Source organism: Nonomuraea jiangxiensis (genome assembly GCF_900099965.1).
In the GTDB taxonomy this organism is placed as follows: Bacteria; Actinomycetota; Actinomycetes; order Streptosporangiales; family Streptosporangiaceae; genus Nonomuraea; species Nonomuraea jiangxiensis.
The window spans coordinates 56,520-74,178 of record NZ_FNDJ01000016.1 but is presented as its reverse complement, the minus strand read 5'-3'; the positions used below and the strand labels follow the sequence as shown (position 1 = coordinate 74,178).

The window sequence follows — 17,659 nt, the reverse complement described above, 5'->3', positions numbered from 1 at the left end:
GCGTGAGGACATTCGATGACCATGACCGATGACCAGGCGACGGCGGCCGCTCCGGCCCGCCAGGTGCTCGCGGCCGAAGAACGGTACGCGACCGAGCTGGCCTTTCTCGCCTCCTACGACGACGGGCCCCGACCGCCCGGGTGGGCGCTGACGCCGCGGGCGGTGGTGACGTTCGTCTGCGGCGGCGGTGGCGAGCCGCTCGAACTGCCCGAGGAGCGGCGGGCCGCCGGTGTCCCGGCGCGGCTGCGGGTGGAGGCCAAGTTCGTCGGTGAGCGCTCGCTCGTCGAGCGGTGCGTGGTGACGCTCGCCGGCGAGCGCGGGCTGCTGCTCGTGGGCGAGCCCGGCACCGCCAAGTCGATGCTGTCGGAGCTGCTGGCCGCCGCCGTGTGCGGCACCAGCGCGCTCACCGTGCAGGGCACGGCCGGCACGACCGAAGACGCCTTCCGCTACGGCTGGAACTACGCCCTGCTGCTGGCCCAGGGCCCGTCCCGGCAGGCGCTGGTGGACTCGCCGGTGCTCACCGCCATGCGCTCGGGCCGGGTGGCCAGAGTGGAGGAGATCACCCGCTGCCTGCCCGAAGTGCAGGACGCCCTGGTGTCGATCCTGTCCGACCGGCGGGTGAGCGTCCCGGAGCTGACCGGTACGGAGGACGCGCAGGTCGCGGCGGCGCCCGGGTTCACCGTGATCGCCACGGCCAACCTGCGTGACCGCGGCGTGTCCGAGATGTCGGCGGCCCTGAAGCGGCGGTTCAACTTCGAGACCGTGGGGCCCATCGCGGACGCCGTGGCGGAGACCGCACTGGTGCGCCGCCAGGCGACCGCGGTGGTGCGGCGGGCCGGGGCGGCGTTCGGGGTGGACGACGCCGTGCTGGAGGTGCTGGTGACGGTCTTCCGCGACCTGCGTACCGGGCGGTCCGACGAGGGCTGGGACGTGGAGCGGCCAGGAACCGTGATGTCGACGGCCGAGGCGGTGCAGGTCGCGGCCTCGCTGGGGGTGGCGGCGGCGTACCTGCCGGCGGGTGACGTACTCGACCTGGTGCCGGGCCACCTGCTCGGCGTGGTCCGCAAGGACGATCCCGCCGATCACGGGCGCTTGCTCGGCTACTGGGACGGGCCGGTACGGCGGCGCGCGGAGGACGGGGCGGCGATGTGGCGGCGGCTGTGGGACCTGCGGGAGAACCTCCGGTGACCTCGACCCCCGAAACCGGCGGGCCGCTCGGCCCCCGCGCGGCGGTCGCCGCCCTGGCCGGCTCCGACCGGCCGTACCTGATCGGGGTACGGCACCACAGCCCGGCGCTGTCCGTGGTCCTGCCCGGCCTGCTGGAGGCGTCCGGGGCCGAGGTGGTGTGCGTTGAGCTGCCCGCGGACTTCCAGCCGTGGCTGGAACACCTGGCCGCCCCGGAGACCGTCGCGCCGGTGGCGCTGGCGGGGGCGGGGGCGGACGGCGGGCTCGCGTTCTACCCGTTCGCGGACTTCTCACCGGAACTGGTGGCCATCCGATGGGCCCGGGAGCGGGGGGTGGAGGTGCTGTGCTGCGACCTACCACTGTCAGATCGCGGCCACCCCCAACCCACCCCAACCCCAGCTTCCGCCCCGCCTCCCGCCCCGGCCCCCCTTCCCAAGCCCGCCCCACCCGCCGCCCCAGCGCCGGCGCCAGCCCTAGCCCCCACTCCCGCATCGGCCCCGGCCCCCATACCCACGCCCGCCCCAGCCACCGCCGCAGCACCAGCCCCCACTCCTGCTGCGGCCCAGGCCCCCACTCGCGCTCCCGCCCCGGCGCTGGCGCCCGGCCGCGCCTCAGCCCCGGATCCCGCTCCGGCCCCAGCACCAGCCCCCACTCCCGCTGCGGTCCCGGCCCCCACTCGCGCTCCCGCCCCGGCGCTGGCGCCCGGCTCCGCCTCAGCCCCGGATCCCGCTCCCGCCCCAGCGCCAGTCCCCGCCCCGGCGTTGGCCCCAGCCCCAGCCGCCGATGTGCCTGACCTCGATGGGGCTGGGCTTGATGGTGGTTCTGGGCCGGGTGCGGGCGGCTCCGAGGTGGCGGTGGGGCGTCGGCGGTCCTTTGCCGACGCGCTGGCCGCTTCCGGCACAGGTCGTGAAGGCGATGACCTGTGGGACCGGGTCGTCGAGGTCCGCGCTCCCGAGAGCGAGCCCGAGGCCGTGCGCCGGGCCGCGCTCGGGGTCGGCTGGGCCCTGCGCAGGGATGCCGAGGAGGCGGGCGGCGTTCCGGCCGGGGACCTGGCGCGCGAGGCCCACATGCGGCAGGTCATCACCGAGGCAACGACCGGCGGCCGTCGCGTCGCCGCGGTGATCGGCGCCTTCCACGCTCCCGCCCTTCTCCCGCCCGCCACCCCCGGCCAGGCGGCCGACGCCCCCGAGCCGGTGACGACGGCGACATCGTCCGGGACGCCACCGGTCACGGCCTCTGCGTCGGTCTCCGGCCCTACGTCGATCAAGGGGCCAGCGGCGGTCGCCGGCACGCGGTCGCGGCCTCAGCCGGTTGTGTCGCTCGTTCCGTACGCGTTCGACCTGCTTGACTCCCGTTCCGGCTACCCCGCCGGCATCCGGGATCCCCGCTGGCAGCAGGCGGTGTTCGAGGCCGGCGGTGATCCCGGGCGGGTCACCGACGGCGCCGCCCGTGCCATCACCGACCTGTGCAGGGAGGTACGCAAGGCCGGCCACACCGCCGGCACCGGAGAGGCCGCCGAGACCCTGCGCATGGCCTGCGACCTGGCCCGGCTGCGCGGCCTGCCGGCTCCGGGCCGCGGCGAACTGCTCGAAGCCGTGACCACCGTCCTCGGCCAGGGCGAACCCCTCGGCCGTGGACGGGTGCTGGCCCGCGCCCTGGACACCGTATTCGTCGGCACGCGACGCGGCCGGACCGCTCCCGGCACACCACGCTCCGGCCTCGGCCCCGCCGTGGAGGCCGAGCTGAAGGAGCTGCGGCTACCGGGCCCGGACGATCCGGAGCGCCGGGAGATGCGCCTCGACCCGCTCCGCTCCGCCCTCGACGCGCGCCGCGAGATCCTGCTGCGCCGCCTGCTCGTCTGCGGCGTCGACTACGGCGAGCCGATCGAGGTGACGGGCACGGGTGACGCCTCCGCGCTCGGCACCAGGTGGCGGCTCAACTGGACCCCGGCGGTCCCGGCCCTGCTCGACCTGGCGGGCGTACGGGGGGTGACTCCCGCTCAGGCCGCCGCGGGCACGTTGCGGGAGACGTACCGGCGTGAGTCGGCGGAGGGTGGGCCCACGTGCCGGCTCATTCTCGACGGTCTGCGCGCGGCGGCCGAGTGCGACCTGCCAGAACTGGTCGCCGATCGCCTGGCCGAAGCCGCCACCGCGCTGCCCGCCACCGCCACCCTGGCCGAGCTGCTGGACGCCCTCGACCTGCTCGAAGCCCTCCGCCGCGAACACCTCCCCGGCACCACGCCACAGGGCCGCCGGCGGGCCGCCGAGCTGTCCGGCACCCTGCTGGAGGCAGCAGTCCGGGCGCTCCCGGGCCTGGCGGGCAGCGAGCGGCCCGAGGACGCCGCCGCCCTGGTCGCGCTCGTCACCCGGACCGGCGAGGAACGCCTGGGGCTGCGGATGGACGATGTGCTCGACGAGCTGGCCCGTACGGCGTCCCCGCTCATGCAGGGCGCGGCGCTGGCGGCCCGCGTGCTGCTGGACCTCGAAGGAGCCGGCACGCTGGGCGCCCGGGCGGCGGGCTGGATCGACCACGCCACCGGCCCGGACGGGCGCCGTCGCCTCGGCCGCCTGCTGACCGGCGTGCTGACCGCGGCCGGCCCGCTGCTCGAATCGGCTCCCGCCGCACTGCACCCCCTCATGGACCGCATCGACGGCCTGGCCGACAAGGACTTCCTGGACCGGCTGCCGGCGTTGCGCGGCGGGTTCGACACGCTGACCCCGGCGGCGCGTACGCGGCTGCTCGGCACCGTGTCCGAACGGCTCGGTGACCGGCTCGACCTGTCGCTGGACGCCCCGCCCGAGCTGCTCGGCCGCTGGACGGCCGCCGACACGGCGGCCCTGGCGGTCCTGCACTCCCTGGGCCTGGCCGAAGCCGCCGTTCCAGCCGGCCCACCCGCGTCGGGGGAGGAGGAGCCCGTTCAGCCCGGGGTCTGCGCCGCCCGGACGGCGGTTGCGCACGGGCTGGCGCCGGTCGATCGGTGGCGGTTGCTGCTCGGACGCGACTCCCAGAAACTGCCGTCCCAGGCCCGCGCCTACGCGCGTGCCCTCGACGAGCTGTACGGACGGGGGCGCGGCGAGGGTTCGGACGACTTCGGGCTCTCGAACGGGGACGGCACCGGCGGCCGGGAGCAGTCCTTCCCGACGGCCCGGGAGTGGGCGGAGGAGCTGGAGGCGCTGTTCGGGTCGGACGTCCGCGAGGAGGTGCTGGCCGGTGCCGCCGACGCGGGGCGTACCGACGTGCTGGCGGAGCTGGACCCGGCCTCCGTCCGGCCGTCGGTCGAACTGCTGACCTCCGTGCTGTCCCTGGCGGGCGGCCTGCCCGAGCAGCAGCTCGCCGGGCTGCGCCCGTTGGTGCGGCGCCTGGTCGCCGAGCTCACCCGCGAGCTGGCGACCAGGCTGCGCCCCGCGATGACCGGCCTGGCGAACCCGCGCCCGACCCGCCGACCAGGCGGCCCGCTGGACCTGCCGCGTACCCTGCGCGCGAACCTCCGGCACAGCCGACGCCTGGAGGACGGGCGGCTGGTCGTGGTGCCCGAGCGACCGGTGTTCAGCACGCGGGCGCGGCAGGAGGCCGACTGGCGGCTGATCCTGGTGGTGGACGTGTCCGGCTCGATGGAGGCGTCGGTGGTGTGGTCGGCGCTGACGGCCGCCGTCCTGGCGGGCGTGCCGACGTTGTCGACGCACTTCCTGACGTTCTCCACGCAGGTGATCGACCTGACCGAACGGGTGGCCGACCCGCTTTCGCTGCTGCTCGAAGTACGGGTGGGTGGTGGCACACACATCGCGGCGGGCCTGGCACAGGCGCGGTCGCTTGTGACCGTACCGAGCCGGACGCTCGTCGTGGTCGTGAGCGACTTCGAGGAGGGTTGTCCGATCGGCGGGCTGCTCGCGGAGGTGCGCGCCCTGGCGGGCTCCGGCGTACATCTGCTGGGCTGCGCCGCTCTGGACGACACCGGGGCGCCACGTTATTCGCTGCCCATCGCCCAACAGCTCGTCGCGGCCGGGATGCCGGTCGCCGCCCTCAGCCCGCTCGCCCTCGCCCGCTGGGTGGGGGAACGCCTTCGCGGAGAGAACCGGTGAACATGTCGAACGTTCCCCCCGGTGACCGGCTGCCACCCGTGGTGCCGCACGTGGTGGCAGACGCCGTGGAGGGGCTCACCTCCCGGCTGCGGAAGAAGCTGGACACGGCCATCGAGCAGTACGCGGCCCTGCCCGTCGTGGTGGTGGACGGGGAGGGGGTACGGATCACGTGCGGCGAGGACGCGGTGGTCACGCTCTCACCCGGGGCGGGCGGGGTGGTCGCCGAGGACGGCCAGGCACGGTGCAGTTGCCTGCTCGCGCCCAGATGCCTGCACCGGGCGGCGGTACTCAGCGCATGCCCGCTGGCGGCCACCCCCGATCCCACGGATGCGACGGCCACCATGGAGCCCGTGGAGCCGGGAACGGCCGCCACCGATCCCGTGGAGCCGGGTACGGCGGCCACCGATCCCGTGGAGCCGGGAACGGCCGCCTCTGACCAGCCGATCGCCGCCCCTGGCCGGACCCCGCCCGAGGCGCCAAGTCAGGAGCGGGCGGCGGCGGTGCCGAACCCGCCCCAACCGGCGTCAGCTCCTCCGGCTGGGCCGGCTCCGGCGCAGGTGGCGGCTGCAGCGGGGTTGTGGGCCGCCGGGGCGGCGGTGCTCGCGGCCGGGGTGCCGGCGGCGGGCGCGGTGCCCCAGGCCGAGTTGCTCCGTGCCGCTCACAGTGCCCGCCTCGCCAGGCTGCCCAGAGCCGAGGCCGCTGCCATCCGCGTCGTACGGGAGCTGCGGTCGGCCCGCGAACAGCGAGTCGGACACCAGCTCTCGGACCTGGTGTCCGCCCTTCGGGAGCTCCTGCTCATCGCGGGCCGCCTGGCGGCGGGCGATCCGGACCCGGCGTTGACCGGCAGCGTCCGGCGCGCGTACGAGCAGGGTGGCAGTTTGCGCGTGTACGGCGCCTTCCGGGAGCCGGTGATCAGCGCGACCGGCTATGGCGGCGTGGTCACTCACGTCGTCGCGGAGGACGGCCGGTGGTTCTCGGTCGCAGACGTCAGGCCGGGTGGCGCGGCCCGGGCGCGCGGCGCGGCCACCGCACCCGTCGCCATCGGCTCGGCCACCCTGAACCACTCCCAGCTTGCCAGGTCCGGCCTGCTGATCGTCGGGGCCACGGTCTCGCCGGACGGCCGGCTCGGAGCGGGCCGAGGTGTACGCGCCACTCCGGTACGCGGCCTGCCATGGGCCGAGGGCCCGATGGCCGCCCTGTTCGCCCGCCCACTGTCCGAGGAGGCCCAGGCGAGGCTTTCGGGCGAGGTCTGGAGCGAGTCGGGCACGGAGGAGGTGGCCAGGGAGCCGGTCGGTTGCGACCTGATGATCGTCGGCGCGTCCGGCGACCACGTCCTCGCCCGCGCCCTCGCCCCCACCCCGCCCGCCCACCACCCCACAACGGCCACCGACGCGCCCGCCCCGGACGGAGACGAGGCCGGGACGCTTGACGGGGTGCCCACGCCGGACGGCGGCGGGGCGAGGACGCTCGGCGGGATGCCGGACGGCGGTGGAGCGGGGGCGTTGGGTGGTGTGGCCGTGCCGGACGGCGGCGGAGCCGGAGCGCTTGGCGGGGTGGCCGTGTCGGATGGCGGTGGGGTTGTGGTGGCGGAGGGTGGGGCTTTCGGGGGGATGCGGCCGGTCGGGCCGTTGATTCGGCTGGTGCCGGCCAGTCGGCATCCCGAGTTGGCGCACGTGGCCAACCTAGGGCGGCTGGCCTCCCGGCCGGGGCTGTGCGTGCGGGTCGTGGGGCGGGTGGAGCCGGATCGGGCGACCACGTTGCGGCCGTTCGCCGTGGGGCCCGTGCCGGGGGCCGGGATGACGCTGCGGTTGCCCGCCGAGTGGCAGGACCGCGCAGACCTCGGGTACGACCGCCTGCAAAGTGCTCACCTGCCCCCGCCCGGCCCGCCCGGCGACCTGGCGGCGGCGACGGAGGAGGTGGATCCGCTGGCGAGCGCGCCGCTGTGGCGGGTTCGGCGGCTGGTCGAGCTGGCGGTCGCGGGCGGTCGTCGGGCCGTGGCCGAGTCGGGACGCGGCACGGACGCCAAGGCACAGCAGGCGTCGTTGCGCCGCTCCGGGTTCAAGACGGCCGCCGAACTGGCCGCCGCCCTCACCACCGAGGCCGACCGGCGCGAACGGGACGTGTTCGGCCGGTTGACCGACCCCACCCCCGACCGCTACGCCTGGGCCTGGCTCGCCACCGCCACCCACCTGGCCGCCACCGAACGTGCCCTCGTCCAGGCGTCCTGGCAGGCCGGCGAGTGACGATGGCGGACGGGCCTCAGGGCATACGGAGGGAGAGCACCGAGTCGGTGTCGGTGACGTAGAGGGCGTTTCCCGTGGCGAGCAGGCCCTCCGGGAACGATAGCGACTCCTCCCTGAGGAGACGACCGCTCTTCATGTCGAAGCTGCACACCGCCTGCGTGACCGCGACATGGACGGCTCCGGCGGCGACGACCACGCTGTCCGTGAAGTTGACCCACTCGACCTCCCGCCGCCACCGCACCTTGCCGGTGGCGGTCTCCACGGCCAGGAGGGTTCGCGAGGAGTCGTGCATGTACAGCAGCTTGCCCGCCGGTACGGGCGTGAGGTCGGACAGGGAAGGGCCCACGTCCTCCCCAAAGGGGTCGAGCGGGCGTCGCCAGCGGAGCTTGCCGGTCCTGGCATCGAAGGCGTGCAGGTCCCCTGACTCGTCGACGCTGTAGACGGCGCCTTCCGCCAGGACGAGGCTGCCGGTGACCTCGCGCTGCCGCACCCGCACCGCGCTGCTCCACCGGCGCCGTCCGGAGTCGGCATCCAGGGCGTGGATCGTCCCGTCGCCCAGCCTCGCGTAGAGCGATCCGCCGGACTTCCTGAGGGCGACGCACGCGACGCCGAACTGGTCGGTCAGCGTGCTCGTCCACCGGACGCGCCCCGTGGCGATCTCGATAGCCTTGATCTCAGTGGTGTCGCTGGTGAAACCGGCGTAGACCAGGTCGCCCGCGAACGTGAAGCTCCCCTCGTAGCGGCCGTCGCCCTCATGCGTCCAGCGCGGGGTGCCGCGCGCCGCGTCGTAGGCGGCTAAGTTCCGCTTCCCCTGCACGACGACCATTCCCTTGGCCACGACCGGCGGGTGCTGCTGGACCTGGGACTCGACCTCCCGTTTCCAGCCGGACTCGCCGGTCGCGAGGTCGTAGGCGGAGACCGAGTACCTGTCACGCAGGTAGACGGTCCCGTCCTTCACGACGGGGACCAGGCCCCCTCCCGTGTACGCCAACTCGTACGGTGCCGACCACCGCTTCTTGCCCGTGCCGGCGTCCAGCACGTGCACGCGGCCGCCGGGGGCCGCGATGAACACCGCCTTGCCCACGACGGCCAGCTTCCTTTCATCGGTGCCGTAGGACATCGGGGTCCGCCAGCGGATCCCGTTCGGCACGTTCACGGGCGTGGGCTTCAGCTTCATCTGGAGATCAGAGAGCAGCGGCCGGTCGTTGCTTCGCGGCGGCGGCGACGGCGACGACTTCGGGGGGAAGGCCATGAGCGCGCCGACTCCGCCTATGATCGCCACGACCAGGCCGGTACGCCCGTGCCGCAGGATCCGTCGCCTGGACAGGTCCTGCTGGTCGGAGGCCCGGAGGCCCGGCTTCGGCCGGGTGACGGCAGGAACCGGGTGAGGGGCCGGGGGAGCGTACGGCTTCTCCAGGCGGCGCGTGGCGGGGACGTCCGGCGGGGCGGCGGGCGGCGGGTCCAGCCGTCGCGTGACGGAGGCGCCCAGGTCGGCGGGCAGCCACGAGGTGCCCTGCAGTATCTCGGGCTGGGGGATGTACGGCGAGAGGCGTTCCAGGATCAGCCCGGGGGTGGGGCGGAACTCCGGCTCCTTGACCAGGCAGGCGGCGACGAGGTCCCGCAGGTCCGGATCCGCCACCCCGTCCAGCCGGGGCTCCTCGTGCACGATCCGGTAGATCAACGCCTCGATCGCGCCCCTCCCGAACGGGCCCACACCGGTGAGCGCGTAGACGAGCACCGCGCCGAACGCGAACACGTCGGTCGCGGCACCGGTCTCCACGCGCCCGGTGGCCTGCTCCGGCGCCATGAACCCGGGGGACCCGAGGACCGAGCCGGAAGCGGTCAAGGTGCCCGCACCCGCGCCCCTGGCGATGCCGAAGTCGATCACCTTCGGACCGTCGGGGGTCAGGATCACGTTGGACGGCGTCAGGTCGCGATGCACCACACCGGCCCGGTGGATGGCCTCCAGCGCCTCGGCCAGCCCGGCGCCGAGCGCGAACACGCTGTCCAGCGGCAGCGGACCGTGCTCCGTGACGGCTCGCTGCAGGGACAGCCCGTGCAGGTAGACGGTGGCGAGCCAGGGTACGGGCGCGTCCAGGTCGGCGTCGATCACCGGGGCGGTGAAGGCCCCGCCCACCGCCCGCGCCGCCGTCACCTCACGGCGGAAGCGGGTCCGGAACTCCGGGTCCCCGGCCAGCCCCAGGTGGACGAGCTTGAGCGCCACCTCGCGGCCGGCGCGGGAACGGGCGAGGTAGACCTGCCCCATCCCGCCGACACCGAGGCGGCTGACGATGCGATAGGGACCGATCGACCGTGGGTCGTCAGGTCGGAGAGGCTGCATAGGATCACCTGCCTAGCGAGGGCGCCACGTGATCGTCAAGCCGTGCGCCCGTCATGCCTCCTCCCCGTGGCCGGCCAGGGAGCCGACGGGGGCGGGGAGGAACTGGGCTCGATATTCCTGCGGGCTCATCCCGTAGGCGGCGTGGAAGGCGCGGGTGAAGACGGCAGCGTCGGAGAAGCCCCAGCGGGCGGCGATGGCGTGGATCGGCTTGTGTTCGGCGGTGGGTTTCACCAGGTCACGGCGGCATCGTTCCAGCCGCTGCCCACGGATCCACCTGGCGACCGTCGCGTTCTCCAAGGCGAACAGCCGGTGCAGGGTGCGTACGGAGATGCTGTGCGCGGCCGCGATCGACGAGGGGGACAGCTGGCGGTCCCCGAGGTTCTGCTGGATGTAGGCGTGGATGCGCAGCATCAGGGCGCGCTGCCCCGTATCGGAGGGCAGGCCGGCGTCGAGATGGTGGCCGAGCAGCATGGTGACCAGGTCGGTCAGCGTGATGCCGAGCCTTACCAGGTCGGCCGTGGAGTAGGAGGTCCTGTCGGCGGCCAGGCCGCTGAGGAAACTCGCGGCTAACGCGCCGACGCCATGGAGTCCCGGCATCACCCTGGCGACGTTCTGCTCCACCGCACGCCGGGGGAAGGGCAGCAGGCTGCCCGGGAAGGCCACCAGCAGCGCCCGCCCCCCGCCCGTCCTGACGTGGAAGGGATGCGAAGTGTGGTAGATCGCCATGTCGGAGTGACCCAGCACGACGTGCTTCCCGTCCTGCGTCAGGCCGATCCGTCTGCCCTGGTTGCAGAGGAGGTAGAAGACCTCGGGGTCGGACTGGCGGATCAGCCGGGTGGTGCGGGAGGCGTCGCAGCTGCCGATGTCATGAGAGGAGACCTGTACGGTCCCCAGGTCCAGCGTCTCGATCCTGCCGTGGAAATCGGCCCGGTCGTCCGTGCTGAACGACACCGGCGCCACGAGCCGCGACATGGTCTCCAGCCAGCCGTCGAACCGGTCCGCAGGTGGCAGCTCGTGAGTGGACATGATGAGTTGCACGGGCGACTCCCCCATCGCGACCGCGTCGAGCCTTCCCCCGTGGACGGACCCAACTTGATGCGGTCGAGCCAACCTTTTGACGAACATAAAGGGTATTCCGGTCGGGCTTCCGGCTGTGGGCGATCCGCGGGGTCGCGTGGCTACCGGAACAGGCGGCTCAGCGAAGCGTCGCGGATGCCAGCGGCACCGGTGTCTCCTGACCGGGCCAGGCCCCGGTCAGCACGGTGCCGGCGGGTCCGGCACCCGGTTCGGGGCGGCGGATGACGGCCAGCTCCACGGTGTCCGTGACGATCAGCGTCGGATCGCCCTCGACCACCCGGCGCACCGTGCCGACGGCAGGCGCCTGCGCGCCCCCGGCCGCGCCGCCCGCGATGCTCATGTCGGGCTCGCGGCGCTCCAGCCGGCCGTCGACCTGGAGGAACTGCTCGGCCTGACCGGTGTCGCCGAGGATCGCGCTCGCCAGCGCCGCGGCGTAGACGGGGTCGCCGCAACCGTCGTAGACCCAGCGCCTGCCCAGCGCCGAATGTTCGGCGGTGCCCAGCAGCCAGTCGTCGCCACCGGCCAGGGGCGCGTCCCGGTAGGTGAGCGGCACCTGATGAACCGGCCCGTCGCCGGCCCGGACCAGCATCGTCTCGATCCCGACCGCACCGGCCGGATCGTCGAAGCGGTAGGCCCCCACCCGCAGCACCTCACCGGCCGGCCCGGAGAACCAGCCCCGGCCGGGCAGCCAGGCGGCCAGCAGTTCGAGCTTCGTGGGTCGCAACGTGGCTTGGTGGAGCAGGGCCATGCGCACATCGTAGCGACCGGCTATCCGATGACGACCACCCGCGCCCACTCGGGCGGCACGTGCGGCACGTAGTCAGGGTCGTTCTCGTCCCACGACGGGGGCGTCCTGTCCCGGGAGAAGAGGCCGACCACCGTCCGGCACGGTGGCCGCGTATCGGGCCAAGGTGTCTGTCCGTCGGTCAGGATCACGATGACGTCCGGCCGCGGTGTCGTCCGGAGCGCCTGCGCGAATCCCGTACGCAGATCCGTCCCGCCGCCGCCCACCAGCACGAGCCCCTCGGCCCGGCACAGCGGATTCACCACCCGGGCCGCCGCGTCGCACGACAGCACTTTCACCAGGTCGCGCCGGCCGCCCAGGGCGTGGACGATCGCCGCGACCTCCAGCAGCGCGCTCCCCAGTTCGGCGTCGCTGACCGACGCGGACGTGTCGATCACCACGCAGACCCGGGGCGGCCTGCGCCGCAGGCTCGGCAGGATGACGCCGGGCAGGCCGGCGGACCGCCGCGACGGCCGGGCATGGGTGTAGTCCTCGCCCGCGCCGGGGCCGCAGGCGGCCGAGCGGACCGCGGAGCCGAGCAGTTCGCGCCACGGCTGCGGCGGGTGGAACGCCTCCTCCGCCCACCGCTGCCACCCCTTCGGCACGTTTCCCGGTCGGGCGTTGATGCCCTGCGCCACCCGGAACCGCACCGCGTCCCGCTCCTGGGCGCTGAGCCCGTTCGCACCCTCCGGCCCGAGGTCCCACTCCCGGTCCAGCCCGTCGGCGCCGCTGCCGCAGTCCAGCCAGACCAGACCCTGCGCGTCAGGACCGAGCCGGAACTGGCGCAGGTACTCCTCCATGAGCTCGCCCTGGGGCAACCGCAACATCGAGGGTTCGATGGCGCCCTCGGGCCGGGCCAGCCCGTCACCGTACACGTCGTCGTTGATCTCGAAGTCGGCGGCGATGTTCATCCGCAGCCGCTCGCCTGGCCCGGTCAGTCCCCGCTCCGACGCGACCCGGTCGCTCCGCCCATGGTGGTTGCGCAGCAGGTGGGAGACCTCGTGCACCCACACGCCCGCCAGCTCCTCCACGGGCGTCCGGTCGACGAACACGGGCGAGACGTAACATCGCCAGTGCCGGTCCACGGCCATCGTCGGCACCAGCCGCGACTCCACCGGATGCAGCGCGAACAGCGCCGTCGCCAGATACGGCCGGGCCCTGGCGGCCTGCAGCCGGGCGGCGTAGAGCTTGTCCAGGTTCAGCGTCCCCGCTGCGCCGGACGTCATCGGGCCGCCTCCGCGACGGCGCGTACCCGCTTGGCGGCCTGGTCCGCCTGCCCGCTGAGGGATACCACCCCGGCGAGCCGCTCGATGGAGGCCGGGACGTCCCAGTCCGCGCGGCGCAGCGCGGCGAGCGTGGACGCGGGCACGACCACCAGGTCCGGGGCCCCGCCCTCCAGCGCCCGGGCCATCAGCTCCCACGCCGCGTCCCACCGGGACCTCTCCGGCCGCCGCCGGACCGCCTCCACCACGCCGTCGAGCACGGCCTGGCGCAGGTCGCCCCGCTCGGGCAGGCGGGCCGCCGCCGGGTCGGCCAGCAGCGCCTCGGGGTCCGGCAGGTCCATCCGATCCATGCTCGCCAGCAGTTCGAGTCCGGGACCGTCGCCTACCGTGCCCCGTACCAGCATGGACAGCACGTCCTTCGACGTGTTCGCGGCCGTGGCGAAGGCGACCAGGCGCAATGCCATCTCCCAGCTGCGCGGTGAGGGCCAGGGGCCGCCCCGGCGGGCCTCGTCGTTCGGCAGCCGGTGTACGAGGGCGGGACGGGCGGCGAGCAGCCCGCACACCGCACGACGGGCGAACACCACGGCTTCCTGCAGCCGGTCCGCGTCGAGGCGCGGCAACGAGGCCAGCGGCCAGGTCCCGCCGAGGCCGCGTACCACGACGTCGTGGTCATGCCGCCACTGCAGGTGGACGAACCGGTTGGCCAGCGGCGGGCTCAGCTCCCAGCCGTCGGCCGCCGAGGAACGCGGGTTGGCCGCCGCCACGATCCGCACCCCCGGCGGCAGCCGCAACGCGCCGACCCGCCGCTCCAGCACGAGGCGGAGCAGCGCGGCCTGGACGGCCGGCGGCGCCGTGGACAGCTCGTCCAGGAAGAGCAGTCCCCGGCCGGTCCGGGCCAGGCGCACGGCCCAGTCCGGCGGGGCCATCGGCACACCCTGTACGGCGGGATCGTCCCCGATCACCGGCAGGCCGGAGAAGTCGGAAGGCTCGTGCACGCTGGCGATCACGGTGGTCAGCGGCAGGCCGAGGGCCGCGGCGAGCTGCGTCAGCGCCGCGGTCTTGCCGATCCCCGGCTCTCCCCACAGCAGCACGGGCAGGTCGGCCGCCACGGCCAGGGTCAGCGCCTCCAGTTGCGGGTCGACGCGGCGCTCCGTGGCCGTGTCGTGGAGCAGGGCGAGCAGGTCGGCGGCGACATCCATCTGAGAAGAAGTCATGGGTATGAGATCACCTTCGGGGTCTGGTAGGAAGCGGGCAGGCCGGAACGCGGTGAGGGCCGCGCAGGCAGGCCCGCAGGTCAGCGGGGCGTCGAATGACGAGTGCGGGCGCGGCGGCCGGGCTGGGGATCCGGGCCGAGACCGGCCAGGCCGGCGCGGTACAGCCCGTGGGCGGCGCGTCGCCGCGCGGCCGTCTCCAGCTCGTCCCGCAGGGGGCCACCGGGCAGCGACGCGCCGGGTCCGAGCAGCCCCTCGACGGCGGCCAGGGCGCCGGCGGTGTCGCCGTGGTCCAGCCGCGCGCGTACGTCGACGAGATTCGACGGATCCCGATGCGCCTCGTCGATCACCCGCAGGCAGGGCACCGGGGTGCCGGTCAGCGCGGCCAGCAGGCGCTCGCGGCGGAGCTCGTCCGGATCGTGGTCAAGTGGTACGAGCACCCCGTCCACGAGACCGATCCGGTGCCGCGCGCCCCGGCACTCGACCAGGTGCGGCCCCGGCCCGCCGGTGGGACTTCGGCCCGCGCCGGTGGCGGGCCGGCCGGGTACGAGCGCCCGCGCGACGAGCGGGTGCAGCCGGTCGGCCTCGATCAGCCCGGCCCGCAGCAACGCCAGGTCGGGCAGCACCCAGGTCGCCGCGTCGGGCAGGATCGGCAGCCCGCTCCCGCCATCCCTCGCGGCACTGACGTGGAGGGACGGGGGCTCGTGGGCGGCACCATCCGCCGTCAGGTCGAGCACCAGCCGGCGCCGCCCTCCGAGTCGTACGGCGATCGCCCCACCGGCCCGCCCCTCCGCCCGGAGGAGCATCGCCGCCTCGGCCGCCCACCGGTCCACGGCGCAGCCGTGCTCCAGCAGGGCGCGCAGCTCCGGAGCGAGGCCGTCGCCGGTGGGCGGCCGGTCAGCGCCGGACCGTACCCGCAGCTCACCGGCCCTGCCGGTGTCCCACAGGTGGCGGTGCAGGTCGAGGCGGAAGCGCCGGTGCGGGCGGGGATGCGGATGCGGGCCCGCCGCGGACCGCGACCCGTCCCACAGGGCCAGGCTGATTCGCTGTCCGGCAGCCGCCCAGGTGGGTGGGGTGCGGGCCACGAGGTGCACCGTGCGGGCGCAGCCGTGCTCCGCCGGGTCGTACCGGGCCAGGGACACGGTCAGGCCGGAGCGCAGCAGGCCGTCCGGTGCGGTTCTCGGCATGTGCCAGCGCAGCAGGTCAGGAGCCAGCCGGCGGAGATCGTCGCGGACCTGGGCGGCGAACTGCCGGCCATGCGCGTCGGCCGCGGAGCGCAGGCTCAGATCGACGTCCACGTGTGCCGCGGCACACGCTCCCGCCCAGTCGCCGGTGGCACGGCGGGCGGCCGCGGATTCGATCACGGAAGGCGGCACGGCGAACTCGCGCACGCGCAGCCAGAACAGGAGGCGGAAATCCTCGTCCGGAAGGTAGGAGCGCATCAGCACTCACCTTCGGCGAACGGGACCCCCAATCTGCTGTAGGAGGTGTTCATCGTGATCAGCGTACAACGTCCCGCGCCGGATCCGCCAGACGCGCCTGCCGAGGTCGCGGAGGTCAGGGCTGGAGGACGTACCTGCCGCGTACGCCGCCCTTCGCGACCGCGCGGTGGACGGAGGCGACCTGGTCGAGCGGCACGACGGCGTGCACCCGCGCCGGCAGGCGACCGCTCACGGTGGCGTCGAGGAGCCGGGCGAGCCGGGCGGCGTCGGGCCGCACCGCCACCACGCGGACGGTGATGCCACGCTCCGCCGCCGGCACCGCGCCCGGCTGCACGCCGGCGAACAGGCCGCCGTCGCGGACGAGGGCGACGCCCCGCTCCTGGAGCGCGGCGGCGTCGGCCACCACGTCCCAGCCGGGCGTGGCCCGGGCGGTGAAGGCGGCGCCGAGACCGCGTACGAACTCCTCGTCCTCGGCCCGGGCCAGCCCCGTGACCCGCCAGCCGCGGTCCTGGGCGAGCGCGGTGACGTACCCGCCGACCGCGCCCGCGGCACCGGTCACCAGCAGGTTCCGGCCCGCGCCGTCACCGAGCAGGTCGACGAGCTGGGCCGCGGTCAGGCTGTTCAGCGGGACGGTGGCCGCAGTGGTCAGGTCGAGACCGGCGGGCACGGGCGCGGTGTGGTCCGCCGGCACGATCAGTTGCTCGGCGTACGCGCCGAAGTCGCGATCGACCCCGTCGACCAGCCCCGCGACCCGGCTGCCGACCGGGAGGTCCACGTCCGGCCCCACGGCGGTGACGGTGCCGGCGAAGTCCCAGCCCAGACCGGTGTGATGGGGCTGGTGGACCCACCCGAGCCCGTGGAACACCCCGGCGGCGACCGCCAGATCGACGGGGTTGACCGCGGCCCCGGCGATCGCGACCCGGACCTGGCCAGGCCCCGGCTCGACGACGGGCACGTCGATGATCTCGATGGAGTCGGGACCGCCCGGGACGCGGACGACCGCGGTGCGGAAGGTGGTGGACATCATGCCTCCTGTGGAGAAACCTGTACTGCTGCTCCACAATGGATTGGCTACTCTCCAACGGGAAGTACGCACTTCCAGGTGCGTATGCCACCGAGCGGTAGGAAGGCATCACCGATGGCGACGATGACGGCGGCCCAGCTCCGGGCGCAGGCGAAGCTGGAGTACGACGCGTTCCTGGCGGGCTGTCCCAGCCGCCGGCTGCTGGACCGGATCTCCGACAAGTGGGTGTCCCTGGTCCTGGCCGCGCTCGGCAGCGCCGGCTCGCACCCCGGCGACGACTGCGCCGTCGGGCCACGGCCGATGCGCTACTCCGAGCTGTCGCGCCGGCTCGCCGGGGTCAGCCAGAAGATGCTCACCCAGACGCTGCGCTCCCTCGAACGCGACGGCCTCATCACCCGCACGGTGACCCCGACCGTGCCCGTCACGGTCACCTACGAGCTGACCGACCTCGGACACTCGCTCCACGGCCTCATGCGCGGCATCAAGGAGTGGGCGGAGGAGCACATGGACGAGGTGCTCACCAACCGCGAGAAGTACGACACCCACACCACCTGAACACGTCCCGCGCCCGCTCTGGCCCGTCGCCGGTCTCCTGGTTCGTTCGTCCCGCGCCTGTTCACGCTGGTCTCGCGCGGCGGCGGCCTGGCCTGCCTCGAATCCGTCCTCGCCGCCGACCTCAAGCGAGCCGGCTGAGCCCGGCGCCCCACTCTCCGGGGGTGCCGAATCCCCGACGGGCGGCGGCAGAATTGGGGGAGTTGGTCCGAAACAGGCGGAGATTCGGGAGTTCGCATGCCGGTGATCGTGGGCGTCGTCGCGGCCGTTGCGGCCATCGTTCTGGTAGGCGCCGTGATGGCCGCGTTAGGTGGCCTGGGCACCGTCGAGATCATCGTGATCGTGCTCGTCGGGGTGATCGCGGGAGCGGTGGCGGGCAAGTGGGAAGCGGGCCGTCGCCGGTAGGTTCCTTCGCCGAGGTCGTCGCGGGACTTCCGGGGCACAGGACTGTCTCGTGAAGGGGAGGTTCCGGGGGCCGGCACCCTATGTAGAGTTCGA

The 17,659-nt window shown here is 74.4% G+C and carries 12 protein-coding genes and 1 pseudogene; 6 read left to right on the top strand and 7 right to left on the bottom strand.

What is annotated here, in order from left to right; all coding sequences use genetic code 11:
• Nucleotides 1–15 precede the first annotated feature (15 nt).
• The 4 genes and pseudogenes from BLS95_RS32205 to BLS95_RS58220 all read left to right on the top strand — a co-directional run bounded on the left by BLS95_RS32205 (nt 16) and on the right by BLS95_RS58220 (nt 7,507).
• Nucleotides 16–1,188 carry an AAA family ATPase gene (locus tag BLS95_RS32205; RefSeq protein WP_176993487.1) on the top strand — a complete coding sequence of 391 codons (1,173 nt, stop codon included), beginning with the start codon at nt 16–18 and terminating at the stop codon, nt 1,186–1,188.
• Nucleotides 1,149–1,574: pseudogene (locus BLS95_RS59600) on the top strand (DUF5682 family protein); the annotation flags it as partial. The gene BLS95_RS32205 and the pseudogene BLS95_RS59600, both read left to right, overlap by 40 nt.
• 465 nt (nt 1,575–2,039) lie before the next feature.
• Complete coding sequence (locus BLS95_RS57085; RefSeq protein WP_245765428.1) at nt 2,040–5,264, top strand: DUF5682 family protein; 3,225 nt, start codon at nt 2,040–2,042, stop codon at nt 5,262–5,264.
• A 2-nt stretch (nt 5,265–5,266) separates the two neighbouring features.
• Complete coding sequence (locus BLS95_RS58220; protein WP_090939989.1) at nt 5,267–7,507, top strand: SWIM zinc finger family protein; 2,241 nt, start codon at nt 5,267–5,269, stop codon at nt 7,505–7,507.
• 16 nt (nt 7,508–7,523) lie between these two features.
• On the opposite strand, the gene BLS95_RS32190 is transcribed toward BLS95_RS58220, so the two are convergent.
• The 7 genes from BLS95_RS32190 to BLS95_RS32160 form a co-directional block, all read right to left on the bottom strand.
• Complete coding sequence (locus tag BLS95_RS32190) at nt 7,524–9,848, bottom strand: serine/threonine-protein kinase (protein WP_090939987.1); 2,325 nt, start codon at nt 9,846–9,848, stop codon at nt 7,524–7,526.
• Nucleotides 9,849–9,899: 51 nt separating this feature from the next.
• Nucleotides 9,900–10,886: a helix-turn-helix domain-containing protein gene (locus BLS95_RS32185; RefSeq protein WP_176993486.1), complete on the bottom strand. Its 987-nt coding sequence runs from the start codon at nt 10,884–10,886 to the stop codon at nt 9,900–9,902.
• Nucleotides 10,887–11,043: 157 nt separating this feature from the next.
• On the bottom strand, nt 11,044–11,673 hold the full coding sequence (locus BLS95_RS32180; RefSeq protein ID WP_090939981.1) for a CG0192-related protein: 630 nt from the start codon (nt 11,671–11,673) through the stop codon (nt 11,044–11,046).
• 20 nt (nt 11,674–11,693) lie between these two features.
• A complete protein-coding gene (locus BLS95_RS32175) occupies nt 11,694–12,935 on the bottom strand; it encodes a vWA domain-containing protein (protein WP_090939978.1) in 1,242 nt (413 codons plus the stop codon).
• Nucleotides 12,932–14,146 (bottom strand): AAA family ATPase, encoded by a 1,215-nt coding sequence (locus BLS95_RS32170; RefSeq protein ID WP_090939976.1) that lies wholly within the window; start codon nt 14,144–14,146, stop codon nt 12,932–12,934. The genes BLS95_RS32175 and BLS95_RS32170 overlap by 4 nt, the downstream gene beginning before the upstream one ends.
• A gap of 80 nt (nt 14,147–14,226) precedes the next feature.
• Nucleotides 14,227–15,585: a hypothetical protein gene (locus BLS95_RS32165; protein WP_090939973.1), complete on the bottom strand. Its 1,359-nt coding sequence runs from the start codon at nt 15,583–15,585 to the stop codon at nt 14,227–14,229.
• Between the two features lie 115 nt (nt 15,586–15,700).
• Nucleotides 15,701–16,612, bottom strand: coding sequence for an NADP-dependent oxidoreductase (locus BLS95_RS32160; protein WP_218136086.1), 912 nt, complete (start codon nt 16,610–16,612; stop codon nt 15,701–15,703).
• Nucleotides 16,613–16,723: 111 nt separating this feature from the next.
• On the opposite strand from BLS95_RS32160, the gene BLS95_RS32155 reads away from it, so the two are divergent.
• A complete protein-coding gene (locus BLS95_RS32155) occupies nt 16,724–17,164 on the top strand; it encodes a winged helix-turn-helix transcriptional regulator (RefSeq protein ID WP_090939969.1) in 441 nt (146 codons plus the stop codon).
• A gap of 234 nt (nt 17,165–17,398) precedes the next feature.
• Complete coding sequence (locus BLS95_RS55975) at nt 17,399–17,566, top strand: hypothetical protein (RefSeq protein ID WP_176993485.1); 168 nt, start codon at nt 17,399–17,401, stop codon at nt 17,564–17,566.
• Nucleotides 17,567–17,659 lie beyond the last annotated feature (93 nt).